A 16,859-nucleotide genomic window follows, 5' to 3' on the forward strand; every position below is an offset into this window, starting at 1 on the left:
CCCCAGGAGGGCCCGCCATGATCGACCTGCACTCACACACCACCGCCAGTGACGGCCAGTACCCGCCCGCGACGCTGGTGGCGCGCGCCGCCGCCGCGGGGGTGACCGTGTTGGCGGTGACGGACCACGACACGGTGGCCGGGCTCGCCGAGGCCCGGGAGGCCGCCCGCGCGCATGGCGTGGAGCTGGTGCCCGGCATCGAGCTGTCCGCCTTCATCCACGGCAAGGAGGCCCACATCCTGGGCCACTTCCTCTCCCCGGAGGACCCGGCCCTGGCGCGCTTCGCGGACCGGCTGCGCGACGAGCGCACCCACCGCATGGAGGCGATGGTCGCCCGCATGCGCGAGCTGGGCTTCCCGGTGCGCATGGAGCACGTGCTGAAGGTGGCCGGCGACGCGCAGCTGGGGCGGCCCCACCTGGCGCGGGTGCTGGTGAACCAGGGCTGGTGCCTGGACATGAAGGCCGCGTTTGATCGGTTCCTGGGCACGGGCCGCGCCGCGTGGGTGGAGCGCTTCAAGCTGGAGGGCGCGGAGGCCATCCGCCTCATCCGCGACGCGGGCGGCACCGCGACGCTCGCCCACCCCGGCTCGTCGAAGATGGAGCGCGTGGAGATCAAGGCGCTGGCCCAGGCGGGCCTGTCCGGCCTGGAGGTCCTGAGCCAGGACCACAACCCGGGCCTGCGGCAGAAGTACCTGGCGCTCGCGGCGGAGTTCGACCTGGTGCCCACCTTCGGCAGCGACTTCCACGGCGAGGAGGTGTCGCCGGACCACCGCCTGGGCGTCGCCGCCATGCCCCCGGAGCTGTTCCAGAAGCTGCGCACCCGCGCGCCGGGCTCCCGGGCCTGAGGGCGCGTCGCGTCCGTCAGGAGCGCGGCTGCTGGGTCTTGAAGCGGCTCGTCACGGCGGTGAGCCCTTCGGCGACGGCCTGGAGGTCCTGGGCGATGCGCGTGGTGCGGCCGGTGGCGTCCACGCCCTGCTTCACCAGGTCCGCCACGTTGCGAGCCCCCTGCACCGCCTGCTCGCTGGACTGACGCTGCTGCCGCGTGGCGATGGTGATCTGCCGCGCCGCCTCGCTGGTGCCCCGCGCCAGGTCCACGATGCGCAGGAAGACGGCGGACGCCTGCTCGGCCACCTCCACGCCCCGGTCGCTCGTGGCCATGCCCACGCGCGCCTTGGACGCGGCCTCCTCGCCGGAGTCCTGCACCTTCTCCACGATGCGGGCGATGTCGCGCGCGGACGCGGACACGTTCTCCGCCAGCTTCCGCATCTCCGCGGCCACCAGGGAGAAGCCCCGGCCCACGTCGCCCGCCTTGGTGCCCTCCAGCGCCGCGTTGAGCGCCAGCAGGTCGCTGCGCTCCGCCACCTGGTTGATGACCTGGGCGATCTTGGAGACCTGCTGCAGGTCCTTGTTCAACCCCACGATGGCGTCCGCCACGCCCTTGGATTCGATGCGGATGTCGCTGATGCCGCCCACCACCTGGGCCACCACCGCCATCGCCTCGGCGACCGCGTCATGGGTGCGCCGCGCGCTCGTCTCCACCACCTCCGTGGAGGAGGAGATCTGCTCGGCGGTGCGGCTCAGCTCCTCGAACGTCGCGGCGATCTGCTGCGCGTACGCGGCCTGCTGGCTGATGACGTGCTCCTGATCCGCGGAGGCGCCCATGAGGCCGCGCGACGCGCTGGACAGCTGCTCCGTGCGCGACACCAGCTCCATCACCGTGGAGCGCAGCGTGCCCAGCATCTCGTTGAAGGAGGTCGCCATCAGGCGCACCTCGCCGGCGGCGGACACGTCCAACTCCCCCCGGGACACGTCGCCCCGGGCCACGTCGCGCGCCACCTGCGTCACGCGCGCCACGGGGTCCGCGATGGCGCGGCTGATGATGACGGCCAGGCCCAGGCCCAGCACCGCGGCGCCCAGGTAGCCCAGGAGCGAGTATCCCTCCGTCGCCGACACCGCGGCCCGCACCTCCTCCGTGCCGAAGCCCGCGCGGTACACGAGCCCGCCGTGCTCGCAGCGCACCACCACCGCCTCCGGAAGCCGCGCCACCGCGCAGCCACCGGACTGGGGCGTCACCGGCTGCGACAGGATGGACGTCACGTTGCCCCGGGCGTCCACCACCGTCCCGTCCGCGCGGGACAGCTCCTGGAACAGGAGGGTGAAGCCGCCGGACTCCACCTGGGAGAAGACGTCGGCGCGGCGCGCGCGGGCATCCGGCGCGGAGTCCGGGAGGAGGAGCGCCGGGTGCCGGGACACCAGCGTCGCCACCGTCACGGCCCGCTGCGCCAGGATCTCCAGCGCGGCGGTGCGCTGCCGGGCCGGGAAGTACACCCCGCTGAAGAACACCACCGCGAGGCACGGGAGCAGCACCGCGATCGCCACCTGCATCCGCAAGCTCAGACGCCCCCACATGTCGGCTGCTCCCCAGGCGATGATCGGAAAGGGGTGACGCTAGGCGTGGCCCCGGCGAGCGTCAAACGCAGGCGGGATGAAGGCGGCAATTCGGCCGTCTTCTCAAGGGGTTGGCGCTCCGGGGGCGGGGGCGTTTCCCTTTGACACGGCGCCCGGGGAGTCATTAGGTTCCGCGCCCGATGACTACACCCCTCGCACCGTACCTGCCGCTGGCGGTGGTGCTCCTGCTGGCCGGCGTCCTCGCGATGATCATCCCGCAGGTCACCAGCCGCCTGGGCCCCAAGCGCCCGAGCAGCACCAAGTCGGCCCCCTTCGAAGCAGGCTCGGAGTCGAGCGGTCCGGCCCGCCAGCGCTTCGCCGTGAAGTTCTACGTGATCGCGCTTCTGTTCATCGTGTTCGACGTGGAAGCGGTGTTCCTGTACCCCTGGGCGGTGAACTTCCAGGCGCTCGGCTGGTTCGGCTACACGGAGATGTTGGTTTTCGCGTCGACCCTGGTCGTGGGCCTTATCTACGTCTGGAAGAAGGGCGCCCTGGACTGGGAGAGCTGAGGAATCATGGCTGACACCGACATTGCTCCAATCATGGTCACCCGCCGGGAGGAGGCCACGGGCTTCTTCCAGAAGCTGGTGTCCAAGGGCCTGGGTTGGGCCCGCAAGTACTCCCTCTTCACGTACCCGTACGCCACCGCCTGCTGCGGCATGGAGTACATGTCCGTGGCCGCCAGCCGGCACGACATCTCGCGCTTCGGCGCGGAGTTCCCGCGCTTCTCGCCGCGCCAGGCGGACCTGCTGATGGTGGTGGGCACCATCAACCTGAAGCAGGCCCCCATCCTCAAGCGCGTCTACGAGCAGATGACCGAGCCCAAGTGGGTCGTCGCGTTCGGCGTGTGCGCGTCCTCGGGCGGCTTCTACGACAACTACGCGGTGCTCCAGGGCATCGACCGCATCATCCCGGTGGACGTCTACATCCCCGGCTGCCCGCCCCGTCCGGAGCAGGTGCTGGACGGCCTGATGCTGCTCCAGGAGAAGATCGGCAACCAGGTGCACCGGCTGCGCGACACCGGCCAGCCCAACCAGACGGCGTCCGACCACGCCCGCATGCTGTCCGCGGGCAAGTAGCCGTCGTCTACCATCGCTGTGTCCGAACGGGCCCCGCGCCGCCTCTCTCACAAGAGGCGGGTGTCGGGGCCCGCGGCGTTTTGACGGCTACCAGCGGTGGTACGCGGGGTGGCCTTCCTTCACCGCGACGAAGGTGCCCCGGCAGGTGGCCGTCACCTTGCCGCCCGCGGTGAGGGTGCCCTCGACGACGACGCGGTCGCCCTGGATGTCCACGGGCTTCGCGGACAGGTGCACCGGCCCGGCCATGGGCGTGGGGCGCTTGAGGACGATGGCGTAGTCCGCGGTGACGGTGCACGGCGGGGACGCCGCGCCCTGCCCCTTCATCAGGTGGTACGCCGCCGTCCAGTTGCAGTGACAGTCCAGCAGCGCGCCGATGATGCCGCCATTGAGCACGCCCGGGAACGCCTGGTGGTGCTCCTGCGGCGTCCAGTCCGCGACGACGAGCTCACCCTCCACGCGGCTGCGGATGCGCAGCCCCTTCGGGTTGGCCGGGCCACACCCGAAGCAGGCGTTGTGGGGGGCGTACGTTTCCTGGAGGCCGGGGGTTTCGGTCGTCGACATGGCCGGCGACTCTACGTGAAGCGGACTCCGGGGCGCGCTCCCGCACATCGTCCAGCCAGGCCGCCAGGGCCTCCGCGTCCGCCCCTTCACACTCGCCGGAGCAGGTCCGCCGCACGCTGCCGTCCGCCTGCGGCCGATCCACCCACCAGCGCCGGCCGTCGAAGGCGCCCGCGTCCTTCTCCCGCAGCACCGCCGCGTCCGCCACGTCGCCCATCTCCACCACGCCATCCGGTCGCAGCCGGTACGCGTCGAAGGTGCGCGGCGCGCCGGGCCAGTGGCCGGGGTCGAAGACCTCCGGGCTCACGTGCGTGTAGCCCGTCTCCGCGTACAGGGGCGCGAGCGGCCGGTCCTCGCCTCTCAACAGCGGCGTGAGCGAAGCACCGTCCGCCTCCGGCAGCGCGGGCAGGCCGGACAGCTCCAAGAGCGTGGGCCCCACGTCCACCAGTCGCGCCAGCGCGTCGACCTCCGCGGGCCCCAGGCCGCGTCCGCCGGGCGGCTTCACCGCGAGCAGGATGCGGTTCTCCTCGTCGCCCAGGCGCGCGCCGTGCACGGACGTGGCGCCCGCGAGGTCCGGCCGGTCCGCGTAGAAGCTCTCGCCGTGATCCGACAGCAGCACGACGAGCGCGTCGTCGTAGCGGCCGGAGCGACGGAGCGCGTCCAGCAGCGTCCCCACCTGCGCGTCCGCCTGCGCGAGCAGCTCGTCGTAGAGCCCCTCGGAGCCCTCGCGCGTCCACGCCCCCTTCGCGCCCGGCGCCACCGGAGCGAAGTGCATCCGCAGCCGGCGCTCCAGGGGTTCGGTCGGGGGCAGGTAGCGGCGGTAGAACGGGTACACCGGGTCGCCCGGGAAGTGCGCCGCCGTGGCGTGGAAGGCGAAGAGCAGCGGGCCTGACGCCGCTTCGTTCACGAGCCCCTGGGACAGGCGCTCGGCGTAGCCCATCGGATCATGGATGCCCGCGAGCGCACGGTTGTCGATGAACTCCGGCACCCACGCGGCGCCGAGCGTGTTGTCCGCGAAGAGGCCCAGCGCCCGGTAGCGCAGCTTCTCCAGCGCGAAGTTGAGCGCGCCGCGCGGCGGCTGCCAGCGCTGCGTGAAGCCGGAGGCCGGGCCCTCGAAGTGGAAGCGCGAGCAGTCGGTCGCGAACACCGTGCGCCACCCGGCCTGCGAGAACCGATCCGCGAACGTGGGCGCCAGCACCACGCGCGCGTCGGACGTCAGCGGGTAGCGCACGCCGGTGCGGTACGGCCAGCGCGCGGTGAGCAGCGAGCGCCATGCGGGCTCCGTCTGCGCCACCGGCGTATAGGCCCGCGTGAAGAGCGTCGCGTCCTGGAGGAAGCGCTCGACGTGGGGGGCCACCCCGCGCCCCGTGGGGCCCAGCCGGTCCGGCCGGAACGCATCAATGCCGATGACGACCACCAGCGGTTGCCGGCCCGAGGGCGCCACGGAGCGCCTTCCCTGGCCCGCGACCACGACGAGGGCCACCACGGCTCCCACGGCCACCAGGGCCCCTGCCCAGAAGCGCCCTCCCCGCCCGGCCTCCGGAACCGAAGCCCCGGACGCAGCGCGACGGCGCAGCGCCAACACGCCCCGCGCGCCCAGCACCGCGAGGTGGACCCCCACCCACGCCCCGGCCGCCGCGCGCGCCTGCCACGGCTCTCCGTGATCCACCAGCCACGCCAGCACGGGCCTCAGCGTGGGCAGGTCGTCGAAGAGCGCGGGCCTCGCGAGGGCCCGGTCCCACGCCCAGAACAGGAACAGCGCCACCCAGTGCAGGACCGTCGCACCCGCCGCCCTCCAGCCTCCCCGCCGCGTCCAGGCGAGGGCCAGCACCGCCGCGCCAAGCCCCAGCAGACCTCCCACGACGACGTAGACGGTGGCCACGCGCAGGACGACGCCCGGCAGCAGCGGACGCACCGCCGCCGCGAGCGCCGCGTAGGGACCATCCAGCGGGATGTCCACGCCCACGACCCCGGCCTTGAGCAGCCAGGCCGTCTCCGCGACAAACAACAGGAGCCCCAACGAGGCGCCCAGGGCCAGGCGCCCGGACGCAGCGCGGAGCAAGGAAGCAACGGACCGCACGGACATGGCCCCTGCGTCTACCCTGCCCGGGCCTTTCCTGGCCACGTTTGTGTTCCTCCGGCCTTTCCGGAACTCCCGGAGGTGCGTGCAGGGCCTCCCCGTTGCAAGATGGCGCCGGATTGTTCCAGGTCGATGCCTTGTTCGGCCGGGGGGCCCCCTTGTCTTCCAACACCACGCCCAGTGACAGCCTCCAGCAGTCCGTGCGCCGAGCACTCGACGTGGAGCGTCAAGCCAACGGCCGCCATCTGGCGTGGGTGCGCCTGGCCGCGGTGGGCGTCCTCTTCGCGATGACGGTCTACCTGGGCCGCGGGCGCGACCTGCACGACTGGGACGTCTACCTGGGGCCGTTCGCGCTGTACCTCGTCTGCACCGCGTTCGTGGCCGTGGCCGTGACGGCGTCCACGCGCATGTCCCGCTGGGCGTCGCTGTCCGTCGCGTTCGTGGACGTCCCCGCGGTGTACGCGCTGCAGCACCTGGCCCTGCCGGTGTCTCCTTCCCCGGGCGGCGTGGCCGGCTTCACGCTGGGCATCTTCGCGGCGCTGGTGCTGCTGTCCGCGCTGAGCCTGCGCCGCTCCGTCACCCTGCTCGTCACGGCGTTCGCCATCGTCGCGGAGGTGCTGCTCCAGCGCGAGGCCGCCATCGGCGTGGGCGCCCAGGTGGCCGGCGCGGTGATGCTGGGCATGACGGCGGCGGGCGCGGCCCGGCTGCTCCAGCGGATCCGCCTGCTGTCCGCCGCGGTCACGCAAGAGGAGCTCCAGCGCGCGCGGCTGGGCCGCTACTTCTCCCCCGCCGTCGCCGAACGCCTCCAGGACCGCGACACCCCCACCCCGGAGCTGCGCGAGGTGTCGGTGCTCTTCGCGGACGTGCGCGACTTCACCTCGCTGAGCGAACGGCTGCCCCCCGAGCAGGTGGTCACCATCCTCAACGAGTACTACGGGCGCATGGTGGAGGTCGTGTTCCGTCACGGCGGAACGCTGGACAAGTTCATCGGGGACGCACTCATGGTGTACTTCGGCGCGCCCCTGCCGGACGCACACCACGCCCGGAGCGCCACCCGGTGCGCGCTGGACATGGTGCGGGAGCTGGAGGCGGTCAACGCCGAGCGCGCCGCCCGGGGCGAGCAGGGCCTGCGCATGGGCGTGGGCGTGCACTCGGGCCCGGTGGTGCTGGGCAACATCGGTTCGCCATCCCGGCGCCTGGAGTACACCGCCATTGGCGACACGGTGAACCTGGCCAACCGCATCGAGCGGCTGACCAAGGGCTTCGGGGTGCCGGTGCTCGTCTCCCAGGCGACCCGCGAGCGGGCCGGTGACGCCTTCCGCTGGGCCCCCGCTCCCACCGCCATCGTCCCCGGCAAGAGCCAGCCCGTGGTGACGTTCATCCCCGTCGTCGACGAGGGTACCCCGGCCATGGGGCCCGGAGCGGCAGCCTGAGCCTGTGGCGCCTGTCTGCCACCCGGCAGGGGGTGGATCGCGACGCGGGCTACTGGGCCACCTAAGTGGCCTACATGGTTGAGGGTTTACGTTGACGCGTCCCGCGAACGGTCCTTATAAAGCCGCGGTTTCCTCTGTCGTAGATCGAGGCCCCCCTTGAGCATTTTCGCGTTGGACCGGGTCGCCGCCCAGTTTCCCGAGGCGGTCGCGGAGCGCTATGTCGACCGCGCTGGCGGAGCCTGGGCCGTCATCCATGCGGAGTGGCTGCCGAAGGTCGCCACGTTCCTGAAGATGGACCCGGAGCTGGACTTCAAGCTGTTCGGCTCCGCGGACGCCGTGGACCGGCTGCACCTGGCGGAGAACGATCCGCGCTTCGAGATCGTCTACTTCCTCTACTCGCTCAGCCGGAAGGAGCACGTGCGGCTGAAGGTGCGCGTCACGGAGACGCGTCCGGAGGTCCCCTCCCTCACGCCGCTGTACCGCGGCGCGAACTGGTGGGAGCGCCTGGCGTTCGACTTCTACGGCATCCGCTTCGTGGACCACCCGGACCTGCGCCGCATCCTGCTGTACGACGAGTTCCAGGGTCACCCCCTGCGCAAGGACTACGCGCTGCGCGACCGCCAGCCGCTGATCCCCGAGCGCCCCATCAAGGACATCTTCCGCGGCCCCGGCACCAGCGGCGTCGCCTGACGAGACCTCCCCCATGGCCGACAGCCACAAGCCCGAAGCGCAGAGCTACAACCCCGACACGGATGGGTTCGCCCACGAGGAGTCGGAGCTCGAGTCCCATCTCCAGTCGAAGCACATGGTCATCAACATGGGCCCCTCCCACCCGGCCACGCACGGCACCGTGCGGCTGAAGGTGGAGCTGGAGGGCGAGACCATCGTCAAGATCGATCCGGAGATCGGCTTCCTCCACCGCGGCTTCCAGAAGAGCTGCGAGAACGTCACCTGGACGCAGTGCCTGCCGTACACGGACCGGCTCAACTACCTGTCCGCGATGATGAACAACTTCGGGTTCCTCAACGCCGTGGAGAAGCTCATCGGCCTGGAGATCCCCGAGCGCGCCCAGTACATCCGCGTCATCGGCAGCGAACTGCACCGGCTCACCGACCACCTGACGTGCGTGGGCGCCACCGGCCTGGAGATGGGCGGCTTCGCGCCGTTCCTCTACGGCATGGAGGCGCGCGAGCTGCTCCAGGACCGCGTCACGGAGCTCACCGGCGCGCGTCTCACCACCAGCTTCGGCCGCGTGGGCGGCATCAACCGCGACCTGCCCGAGGGCTGGGTGGAGAAGGTCCACAAGACCCTCACCCGCACGGAGGAGCTGCTCCAGGAGATGGACGGGCTGCTCACGCGCAACCGCATCTTCGTGGACCGCACCAAGGGCACCGGCGTCATCACCGCCGCGGACGCCATCGACTACGGCTGGACGGGCCCCGCGCTGCGCGCGTGCGGCGTGGACCACGACCTGCGCAAGACGCACCCGTACTGGGTCTACGAGCGCTTCGACTTCGACGTGGTGGTGGGCGAGCACGGCGACAACTACGACCGCTACCTCGTGCGCCTGGAAGAGATGCGCCAGTCCATCCGCATCCTGCGGCAGGCGCTGGACACCATCCCGGCGGGTCCCATCATCGTGGACGACTGGCGCATCGCGCTGCCGCCCAAGCCGGAGGTGTACGGCACCATCGAAGGCGTGATGGCGCACTTCAAGCTGGTGATGGAGGGCATCCAGGTGCCCCCCGGTGAAGTCTACGACGCCACCGAGGCCTCCAACGGCGAGCTCGGCTGGTACCTGGTGAGCGATGGCCGCGGTCGTCCGTACAAGGTCCACGTCCGCGCCCCGGGCTTCCCGGTGCTGGCGGCGCTGCCGCACATCATCCAGGGCAAGATGCTGGCGGACCTCGTTCCCACCTTTGACACCATCAACATGATCGGCGGCGAGGTCGAGCAGTGAGCGACAACGACACGAAGAAGCCCACCGGTGACGCGCAGACGCCCCCCAAGGGCGCGCCCACCGACTCGCCCGCGGCCAAGGTCGGCTCGGAGCCGTCCAACCCGCCCGCCGGCGCGAAGCTGGACACCCCGCCCGTGGCGGCCAGTGGCCCCACCGGCACGCCTCCGCCGAAGCCGGCCGGTGGCCCCCCGCCCAAGCCGCAGCCCAAGAACCCGGGCTTCGTGACGGCGGTGGTGGACGGCAAGGAAGTGGTGGTGAAGCCGGGGACGAACATGATCGAGGCGGCCAAGTCGGTCGGCTCGGAGATCCCCTACTACTGCTACCACCCGCGCCTCTCCATCGCGGCCAACTGCCGCATCTGCCTCATCGAGGCGTCCAACGCGCCCAAGCTCGTCCCCGCGTGCCAGACGCCCATGGCCGAGGGTCAGGTCATCAAGACCACAACCCCCAAGGTCAAGGAGCAGCAGCGCGCGGTGATGGAGTTCCTGCTGCTGAACCACCCGGTCGACTGCTCCATCTGCGACCAGGCCGGTGAGTGCAAGCTGCAGGACTACTACATGAAGTACGACTACCGGCCCTCGCGCCTGGAGGGCACCAAGGCCCTCAAGACCAAGCGCAAGGTGCTGGGGCCCCGCGTCGTGTTGGATCAGGAGCGCTGCATCATCTGCACGCGCTGCGTCCGCTTCATGAACGAGATCCCGAAGGAGCCGCAGCTGGGCGTCTTCGGTCGTGGCAGCCACGAGCGCATCGACGTGTTCCCGGGCAACGAGCTGGACAGCAACTACTCGCTCAACACCGTGGACGTGTGCCCGGTGGGCGCGCTGCTCAGCCGCGACTTCCGCTTCAAGGCGCGCTCCTGGTTCCTGTCCGCCACGCCGTCCGTGTGCACGGGCTGCTCGCGCGGCTGCAGCATCTCCGCGGACTGGATGTCCCAGGACACCTACCGCTACCGCCCGCGTGAGAACGAGGCCATCAACAAGAGCTGGATGTGCGACCAGGGCCGCCTGTCGTACAAGGACCTGAACGTGGGCCGCGTGCTCGCCGCCCAGGTGGGCCGCCGCACGGGGACGCGCGACACGGTGCAGCCGGCGCTCACGCGCAGGGACGCCGTCGTCGCCGCGGCCAAGGCGCTCAAGCCGCTCGCGGGCTCCTCGCAGCTCGCGGTGCTGGCCTCGCCGCTGGCCTCCAACGAGGACCTGCTCGCGGGCCTGACGTTCGCCAAGGCGACGCTCGGCGCGACGGCGGTGTTCGTGGGCGGCCGGCCCCAGGGCCAGGCCGACCACTACCTGATGACGGCGGACAAGAACCCCAACCGCCAGGGCCTCGCGCTCGTCGCCAAGGGCCTGGGGCTGACCGTGAAGCCCTTCGAGGAGCTCACGGCCGCCATCAACGCCGGCAAGGTGAAGGCGCTGTACGCGGTGGGCACGGAAGTGCCGGTGGACGCGGCCGCCTTCGCCGAGGTCGCGGCGAAGCTGGAGGTGTTCGTCGCCCAGGCGCAGAACGAGTCCCCCGTGACGGCGCAGGCGACGGTGCTACTGCCGGCGAGCGCGCACATCGAGGACGAGGGCACGTTCACCCAGCAGGACGGCATCACCCAGCGCTTCCGCAAGGCGTACCCCTCCAAGGGGGACGCGGTGCCGCACTGGAAGTGGGCCACGGAGCTGACGCGCGAGCTGGGCGGCGAGGCCGCTCACACGTCCGCGCGCGAGGTGTGGCGGGCGCACGCGGCGAAGGTGGCCGAGTTCGCCGAGTTCAACTGGGACAAGGCCTCTCCGCCGGACCGGGAGAAGCCGGGCATCAATCCGCTGCCGTCGGGAGCCGACGGCCGTCCGCCGGGCTACCGTGAATTCGGCGCGCCGCGCGTGAGGGGCATCTGACCATGAGCCGCATCCTGACCATGTTGTTCGCCATGGCCTTCTGCATCTTCGCCCTCGCGGGCGGAGTGGCCACGGCGTACCTCGTGGGCTACCTGGCGGAGGAATACCTGTTCGAGGGCGCCAGCCGCCTCACGAACATCCTCTTCCTGATGCTCACCTTCGTGATGATCATCGCCACGCTCCTGACGCTCGCCGAGCGCAAGTGGAGCGCGTTCATGCAGGACCGCGTGGGCCCCAACCGCGCGCGCCTGGCCATCCCGGGCCTGGGCAACCGCTCCCTGGGCGGCATCCCGCACATCATCACCGACGTGCTGAAGATGCTGACCAAGGAGGACTTCGTTCCCGGCACGGCGAACAAGTTCCTCTTCAACCTGGGCCCCATCCTCGCGTTCGCGCCGGTGTTCGCGCTGTTCGCGGTGGTGCCCGCGGGCCCGTCCGTGATGGTGTTCGGCCGGCACATCGACATGGTGGTGGCCACGCCGGACTTCGGCATGCTGTACGTGCTCGCCATCGCGTCGCTCGCCGTCTACGGCACGTCGCTGGCCGGCTGGTCCTCCAACAACAAGTTCGCCCTGCTGGGCGGCGTGCGCGCCTCCGCGCAGATGATCTCCTACGAGGTGGCGCTGGGCCTGTCGCTCGTGGGCCTGTTCCTGGCGTTCTCCTCCGTGCAGCTGCCCGCGCTGGTGGGTGACGTGGGCAACGCGCTCGTCGCCGGCACCGGCCAGGCGCGCTACCTGTGGCGCTCCGACGGCGCGTTCGACCTGGGCCTGCCCGCGTGGGGCATCTTCATCCAGCCCCTGGGCTTCATCGCCTTCTTCGTGGCGTCCTTCGCGGAGACCAAGCGCGCGCCGTTCGACGCGCCCGAAGGTGAGTCGGAGATCATCGGCTACTTCGTGGAGTACTCCGGCATGAAGTTCGGCATGTTCATGATCTCCGAGTTCATGGAGGTCGTGGTGCTGGCCGGCGTGACGGCGGCGCTCTTCTTCGGCGGCCACCACCTGCCCTTCGGCGGCGAGTGGCTGGCGTCGCAGCCCCTGATGCAGGAGCACGGCTGGCTGTACGGCACCATCCTGGGCACGGTGTACTGGATCAAGGTCATCCTGCTCATCTGGGTGCAGCTGGTGATCCGCTGGACCTTCCCGCGCTTCCGGTACGACCAGATCCAGAACCTGGGCTGGAAGATCCTCCTGCCCGCGGGCCTGGCGAACGTGTTCGTCAGCGGCGCGCTCGTGCTGTGGGATCCTTCCTTGCGCGCGCTGGCCGTGGTGGGCCTGCTGGAGATCGGCTTCGTCGTGGCCCTGACGATGACCCAGGGTGCCAAGGCGGGCGCGGCGCACGCCACCGCGCACGGCCATGGGCACGACGCCCACGGCCTGCCCGCGCACGCGGACCCCCACTCCCATTCCCCGGCGGGCGCGCACTAACGGCGCCCGTCCGGCACAAGCCCTTCGCCGGAAGCGAGACAAGACACCATGGCGTTCAATGCTTCCCAGGATCCGCGCACGGACATCCGCGAGCGGATGTACATCCCCGAGCTCTTGCGCGGGCTGGCCATCACCACCCGTCACTTCTTCCGCAACATGTTCGGCACGCGCGACACGAACCCCCAGGTTCAGGACCGCACGGGCATGAACATGATGACGACGGTGGAGTACCCGGAAGAGAAGCCCATCTACCCGGAGGGCTACCGCGGCCTGCACCGGCTGGTTCCGCGCGACGACGGCAAGCCGCGCTGCGTGGCCTGCTACATGTGCGCCACCATCTGCCCGGCGCAGTGCATCTACATCGAGGCGGGCGAGTACGAGACGGCGGACCCGGATTCGGAGTCGGCGGTCATCGAGAAGTACCCCACCCAGTTCGTCATCGACGAGCTGCGCTGCATCGTGTGTGGCCTGTGCGTGGAGGCGTGCCCCAAGGACGCCATCCGCATGGACACGTACATGCACACGCCCTCCGAGTACACGCGGCAGAACTTCGTCTACGACATCCCGAAGCTGCTCAAGGGGCCGGCCGTCTCGCACCCGTCGGATCCGTGGAACAAGCGCGACAGCTCCGCGGAGCCGCACCACGTCCACAAGGAAGCGCACACGCGCATCGGCGAGGGCCTGGTGGAGCTGAAGACGCCGCACTCGCTGGGCGCGGGGCACGGCGGTGGCCATGGCCACGCCAAGGCCGTGGGCCCCGGTGGGCAGACGGTGGTGACGCAGCAGGGTCCCATCCAGGTGACGAAGTTCCTCAAGTAGCCTCTTCGCCGCACCCGGGGGGCGGTCATCCACCGCCCCCTTCACAAGCCTCCCGGCCCGCCTCCTTCCACTCGAACACGGAAGGGCGGGCCGACGCCGTTTCTGGGGTCATCTGGTGACGCTGCAGCTCTTCAATGCACCTGGCGGCAAGCAGGCACGGCAGGCCCGGCGGTGAAGCGCTACCGGTTGTCGGTGTGCAAGGGCGCGAGCTGCCGCGAGGGCGGCTCGGACGCGGTGCACGTGGCGGCGCGCGAGGAGCTGGTGGCGCGCGGGCTCCAGGCGCGCTGTGAGCTGTACCGGGGCGGCTGCTACGGCTTCTGCCACATGGGGCCCAACGTGGTGGTGCGCGAGGACACGGGCCGCAAGCGCGACCTGCTGTCCCCGGAGGACTACCAGCTCATGGGGTGGCCCGGAGAGGTCTACTACTCCGGCATGACGGCGGAGAAGATGCGCCGCGTGATGGCCGAGCACATCCAGGACGACGTGCCGGTGCGCGAGCTGTTCGGCCAGCCCGACTCCGGCGACGACGACTGAAGCCGACTGAAGCCGATTAGCCCCGGTCGGAGCTGCGGCGGCGCCAGCGGATGACGCCATCCCAGTCCGCGGGCGGCGGATTCTGGATGTGGCCCTGGCAGCGCTGGACGTAGACGCGGGCCACCGGGTCGCCGTGCTCCACGCCGCAGCGGCGGAACAGCTCCTGGGCCGTGAGGAAGTCGCGCGCGTAGTAGGCGGTGAGGGCCTTCTCGTAGAGGGCCATGCCCGCCTGCTTCTCCCCGGAGAACTCGCCCCGGCGGCCCAGCAGCTCGTGGATGCGCACGGGGTTGGGCTGATCTCTCACGAGCACGCGGTCCACCTCGCGGAAGACGTAGGCGTCGCTCGCGAGCTGCGCGGTGGACTCGCCCACGAGCACCTGGGTGCCGTATTGCTTGTTGGCGGCCTCCAGCCGGCCGGCCATGCCCACCGCGTCCCCCATCACGGTGTAGTGGGACTTGAGCTCGCTGCCCATGTCGCCCACCAGCAGGTCGCCCGTGTCGATGCCGGCGCGCACCGACAGCCGGTGGCCGAACTGCTTCTCCCAGAGGGGCTGCTTCTGCGCGAGCACCGCCTGGAGCTTCAGCGCGGCCTCGCAGGCCAGGTGCGCGTGGCGGTCCGTGCGCACGGGCGCGCCCCAGAAGGCCAGCACCGAGTCGCCGATGTACGTGTCCACCTGCCCCGCCGTGGCGCGCACCACGGCGGTCATCTCCGTGAGGAAGGTGTTGAGCAGGGGCACGAGCTGTTCGGGGGGCAGCGCCTCCGCGAGGCGGGTGAAGCCCTCGATGTCGCAGAGGTACACCGACATCTTGCGACGCTCCGGACGCATCAGGCTCACGTCGCGCGCGACGAGCCGCGCCACCTCCGGGCTCACGTAGCGGCCGAGCGCGCTGTGCACGAAGTCGCGCACGTCCTGTTCGGTGCGGAAGGCGTAGATCGTCGTGAAGAGGAACGCGAGCCCCATGGACCACAGGGGGCCGGCCACGGCGACCCACTGGCGCTCGTTGACGAAGAACCAGCCAGCGGCGGCGACGTAGCCCGCGCCCGCGGCCAGCACCACGCCGACGAAGAGCACGGCCCCGCTCACCGAGCGCAACAGCCAGCTGAACGACAGCGCCAGGAACGCGCCAATGAAGGCCAGGCCCATGGTGGCCAGCATGTCCACGCGCGGCGCCACGCGGGTGATGCCGTCCGAGGCGAGGATGTTGGCGAGCGCCTGTCCCAGGATGGCGCCATTGGCGATGCCCGGGCCGATGGGCGTCACCCGCCGCTCCGGCGCGTAGCTGCTGGTGTTGGTGAGGATGACGGCGCGGCCGTCCAGGTCGTGGTCGAACCGGGCGGGGCGCTCCGTCTGCGTGTCGAAGAGGTTGAGCAGCACGTTCCACGCGCGGATGGAGCGGGCCAGCGGGCCGCGAGCGCCCCGGGTGGCGGACGGGGCCTCCCAGCGCAGCAGGCTGTAGCCGGACGCGTCCATGGGCACGGAGTACTTGTCCCCGATGTGGAGGCGCCCATCCGCGTACCGCAGCTTCTGCGTGCCCGCGAGGCGCATGGCCGCGGCGAGCGGCAGGGAGGGCAGCACGTGGCGCTCGCCCCCGTGCGGGCTGTACGCGATGAGGTGGGGAACGCCGCGCACCACGCCGTCCGGATCCGCGGGCAGCGTGGTGGCGCCGTAGCCGCTGGAGGCGCCCAGCAGCGGCGTCACCGGGTGCTGGAGCTGGCGCACCTCCAGGAGCTTCTCCGGATCCAGGCCCGCCACCTGCACGGAGGCCAGGGAGAGGAACAGGTCCACCGGCGCCACGCGGAAGGCGTCGTCCGCGGCGCGGCGCTCCTGGATGGACGCGGCGAGGGTGCCCAGTTGCTCGCCCAGGCTTCGGCCCTCGCCCTCGTCGGCGACGCCGGCCCAGACCTCCAGCCCCTTGCCGGCGGGGATGAGGAAGGCGGGGCGCTGGAGGGCGAGCACGGACTGGGCGCGGACGCGGGCCTCGGTGGGGCCGGGGTAGCTGCCCAGACGGACGCGGTAGGGCCACAGGCGGCCGGTGGGCGGCAGGGTGCGAGTGCCCTCCGTGCCCCAGCGGAACGCGAGCACGGACTGGCCGGGGTCCTGATCCAACAGGGCGCGCAGGGCGTCGTCGTCCTGGGACAGGGCGCCGCGGCCGGTGCGGGCCGGGGTGACGCAGGCGCGCGGGCTGAGCTCCGGGTAGGCGAAGTCCAGCATCACCACGGAGGCGCCCTCCTCCACCAGCCGATGCACCATGCCGCCCATGACCTGGCGCGGCCACGGGTACGCGGCGATGTCGGCGCGGGGGCCCTGCTGGGCCTCGGCGAGGGTGTCGTCGTCGATGGAGACGAGGACCACGCGGTCGGAGCGCTCGGAGCGTTCTCCCAGTTGGCGGATGCGCCAGTCGTAGAAGACGCGCTCGCCGTCGTCGAGCCAGCGCGACAGCATGTCCACGAAGCCCGAGGGCGACAGCGTGGGGCCCGGCGTGTCGTCCGGGCGCACGGGGCGTGAGACGCGCTGGGACACGAGCAGCCCCAGCAGGCAACCGAACAGGGCCGCCTGCAAAAGCGAGAAGCCGAGGCGCTGGAGGAAGCGACGGCCGGCGGAGTGGATGCGGAGACGTTGCACGGGCGGCCCACAGGATACCGCTTC

At 71.2% G+C, this 16,859-nt stretch carries 14 protein-coding genes; 10 read left to right on the plus strand and 4 right to left on the minus strand.

Translation table 11 applies throughout. The annotated features are described in order from the left end of the window. Positions 1-17: 17 nt before the first annotated feature. On the plus strand, positions 18-845 hold the full coding sequence (locus D7V97_RS06095; protein ID WP_120609647.1) for a PHP domain-containing protein: 828 nt from the start codon (positions 18-20) through the stop codon (positions 843-845). A 16-nt stretch (positions 846-861) separates the two neighbouring features. Here the strand turns inward: D7V97_RS06095 and D7V97_RS06100 are convergent, their stop codons facing one another. Then, positions 862-2,409 (minus strand): methyl-accepting chemotaxis protein, encoded by a 1,548-nt coding sequence (locus tag D7V97_RS06100; RefSeq protein WP_120609648.1) that lies wholly within the window; start codon positions 2,407-2,409, stop codon positions 862-864. Positions 2,410-2,588: 179 nt separating this feature from the next. Between D7V97_RS06100 and D7V97_RS06105 the strand changes: the two genes are divergently transcribed. After that, a complete protein-coding gene (locus tag D7V97_RS06105) occupies positions 2,589-2,957 on the plus strand; it encodes an NADH-quinone oxidoreductase subunit A (RefSeq protein WP_120609649.1) in 369 nt (122 codons plus the stop codon). Positions 2,958-2,963: 6 nt separating this feature from the next. Then, positions 2,964-3,527 (plus strand): NADH-quinone oxidoreductase subunit B, encoded by a 564-nt coding sequence (locus D7V97_RS06110; protein WP_120609650.1) that lies wholly within the window; start codon positions 2,964-2,966, stop codon positions 3,525-3,527. Positions 3,528-3,614: 87 nt separating this feature from the next. Here D7V97_RS06110 and D7V97_RS06115 read toward each other — a convergent pair whose 3' ends face one another. Further along, positions 3,615-3,983, minus strand: coding sequence for a PaaI family thioesterase (locus D7V97_RS06115; RefSeq protein ID WP_199728717.1), 369 nt, complete (start codon positions 3,981-3,983; stop codon positions 3,615-3,617). Continuing rightward, entirely contained in the window at positions 3,973-6,171 is a 2,199-nt protein-coding gene (locus D7V97_RS06120; RefSeq protein ID WP_120609652.1) for a sulfatase-like hydrolase/transferase, read from the minus strand. Before D7V97_RS06120 ends, D7V97_RS06115 begins: the two co-directional genes overlap by 11 nt. A gap of 152 nt (positions 6,172-6,323) precedes the next feature. Here D7V97_RS06120 and D7V97_RS06125 point away from each other — a divergent pair, with 152 nt between their 5' ends. The 7 genes from D7V97_RS06125 to D7V97_RS06155 all read left to right on the plus strand — a co-directional run bounded on the left by D7V97_RS06125 (position 6,324) and on the right by D7V97_RS06155 (position 14,212). Next, positions 6,324-7,598 (plus strand): adenylate/guanylate cyclase domain-containing protein, encoded by a 1,275-nt coding sequence (locus D7V97_RS06125; protein WP_120609686.1) that lies wholly within the window; start codon positions 6,324-6,326, stop codon positions 7,596-7,598. Positions 7,599-7,769: 171 nt separating this feature from the next. Next, positions 7,770-8,288 carry an NADH-quinone oxidoreductase subunit C gene (locus tag D7V97_RS06130; protein WP_120609687.1) on the plus strand — a complete coding sequence of 173 codons (519 nt, stop codon included), beginning with the start codon at positions 7,770-7,772 and terminating at the stop codon, positions 8,286-8,288. Positions 8,289-8,301: 13 nt separating this feature from the next. Continuing rightward, a complete protein-coding gene (nuoD, locus tag D7V97_RS06135; RefSeq protein ID WP_120609653.1) occupies positions 8,302-9,558 on the plus strand; it encodes an NADH dehydrogenase (quinone) subunit D in 1,257 nt (418 codons plus the stop codon). Then, the gene (locus D7V97_RS06140) at positions 9,555-11,435 is read left to right on the plus strand and encodes a 2Fe-2S iron-sulfur cluster-binding protein (protein WP_120609654.1); all 1,881 of its coding nucleotides are present in this window, start codon (positions 9,555-9,557) and stop codon (positions 11,433-11,435) included. Before nuoD ends, D7V97_RS06140 begins: the two co-directional genes overlap by 4 nt. A 2-nt stretch (positions 11,436-11,437) precedes the next feature. Beyond that, positions 11,438-12,859 (plus strand): complex I subunit 1 family protein, encoded by a 1,422-nt coding sequence (locus D7V97_RS06145; protein ID WP_120609655.1) that lies wholly within the window; start codon positions 11,438-11,440, stop codon positions 12,857-12,859. Between the two features lie 48 nt (positions 12,860-12,907). Further along, entirely contained in the window at positions 12,908-13,678 is a 771-nt protein-coding gene (locus D7V97_RS06150; RefSeq protein ID WP_120609656.1) for an NADH-quinone oxidoreductase subunit I, read from the plus strand. A 171-nt stretch (positions 13,679-13,849) separates the two neighbouring features. After that, on the plus strand, positions 13,850-14,212 hold the full coding sequence (locus tag D7V97_RS06155) for a ferredoxin (RefSeq protein ID WP_120609657.1): 363 nt from the start codon (positions 13,850-13,852) through the stop codon (positions 14,210-14,212). A 16-nt stretch (positions 14,213-14,228) separates the two neighbouring features. Here D7V97_RS06155 and D7V97_RS06160 read toward each other — a convergent pair whose 3' ends face one another. Beyond that, positions 14,229-16,835 (minus strand): adenylate/guanylate cyclase domain-containing protein, encoded by a 2,607-nt coding sequence (locus D7V97_RS06160; protein WP_120609658.1) that lies wholly within the window; start codon positions 16,833-16,835, stop codon positions 14,229-14,231. Positions 16,836-16,859 lie beyond the last annotated feature (24 nt).

The sequence above is a fragment of the Corallococcus sp. CA053C genome (genome assembly GCF_003611675.1).
Lineage (GTDB): Bacteria > Myxococcota > Myxococcia > Myxococcales > Myxococcaceae > Corallococcus.

Bases quoted from the DNA above. Each gene is read 5' to 3' on its own strand.
- D7V97_RS06095 (WP_120609647.1), top strand. From the start codon at position 18: ATGATCGACCTGCACTCACACACCACCGCCAGTGACGGCCAGTACCCG.
- D7V97_RS06100 (WP_120609648.1), bottom strand. From the start codon at position 2,409: ATGTGGGGGCGTCTGAGCTTGCGGATGCAGGTGGCGATCGCGGTGCTG.
- D7V97_RS06105 (WP_120609649.1), top strand. From the start codon at position 2,589: ATGACTACACCCCTCGCACCGTACCTGCCGCTGGCGGTGGTGCTCCTG.
- D7V97_RS06110 (WP_120609650.1), top strand. From the start codon at position 2,964: ATGGCTGACACCGACATTGCTCCAATCATGGTCACCCGCCGGGAGGAG.
- D7V97_RS06120 (WP_120609652.1), bottom strand. From the start codon at position 6,171: ATGTCCGTGCGGTCCGTTGCTTCCTTGCTCCGCGCTGCGTCCGGGCGC.
- nuoD (WP_120609653.1), top strand. From the start codon at position 8,302: ATGGCCGACAGCCACAAGCCCGAAGCGCAGAGCTACAACCCCGACACG.
- D7V97_RS06145 (WP_120609655.1), top strand. From the start codon at position 11,438: ATGAGCCGCATCCTGACCATGTTGTTCGCCATGGCCTTCTGCATCTTC.
- D7V97_RS06150 (WP_120609656.1), top strand. From the start codon at position 12,908: ATGGCGTTCAATGCTTCCCAGGATCCGCGCACGGACATCCGCGAGCGG.